This window comes from Shinella sp. M27 (genome assembly GCF_049199905.1).
In the GTDB taxonomy this organism is placed as follows: Bacteria; Pseudomonadota; Alphaproteobacteria; order Rhizobiales; family Rhizobiaceae; genus Shinella.
On sequence record NZ_JBLZPK010000010.1, the window covers coordinates 1 to 959 of the forward strand.

Consider the following 959-nt stretch of genomic DNA (forward strand, 5'->3'; position numbering starts at 1 on the left):
ATGCTCCGTTGGAAGCATAAATCCATCGAGATGTTCAAGCTGCGCTGCCTCTATTGGCTCACGCGCCCCTACTTTAAAAACAAGCGGATCTGGCTCACCTATGACAAGCTCTACAAAGGCGGGGATTGTGGGGAGTATTTTTATAAATATGCCTCCTCTCGCAAAGCGGAAGGCATTGAAGCCGTATACGTCATAAACAAAAATTCGCCTGACTGCGAAAGGCTACAAAAAGAAGGATTCAAGCCGCTGGTTCGCGGAACGATTAAGCACCGCCTAAATTTTCTTAATGCGGAGGTGGTTTTTACCACACATACGGGCGTTTACAACTTCAACTCCTTTACAAACGATGAAATCATATCTCTACAGGATTTACTGAAATTTGATGTTTCATGCATCCAGCACGGCTTAACTGTACAGAGCTTGGCCTTTGATTCAAATCGCCTACACAATAACATCAAGAAGTACTATTGCGCCTCAAAGCATGAGATTGAAAACCTGTCAAAGCCGATTTACGGCTATGAAGATGCGGGCATGCTGAAATTAACGGGCATTCCTCGGTATGATGGCTTAATAAAAAACGATAAAAGACAGATACTAATCACGCCAACTTGGCGGAACTATATTGTAATGCCGCCAGTTATGGGAAGTACGCGCCCGTACAATCCACACTTCAAAGAAACTGAGTATTTCAAGATATACGACAGCGTCATCTCAGATGAAAGAATCATCAATCACGCAAAGATGTACAATTATAAAATAATATACTTACTTCATCCAGTCATTAGCGTGCAGAGAAATGACTATAGAATAAGCGATGGTGTCGAGATAATATCGGCATTGGATGTGGATTATGAAAAGATCCTCACGGAATCCAGCCTGATGATCACCGACTATTCCGGCGTGCAATTTGATTTTGCCTATATGAGAAAGCCAGTCGTCTACTACCACCCTGACGAGTT

General features: G+C 42.9%; 1 protein-coding gene. It reads left to right on the top strand.

Going from position 1 to position 959, the window contains the following annotated elements; all coding sequences use genetic code 11:
• Positions 1–30 precede the first annotated feature (30 nt).
• A partial coding sequence (locus tag ACOZK4_RS03105) for a CDP-glycerol glycerophosphotransferase family protein (protein ID WP_421590398.1) occupies positions 31–959 on the top strand: 929 nt, incomplete at its 3' end.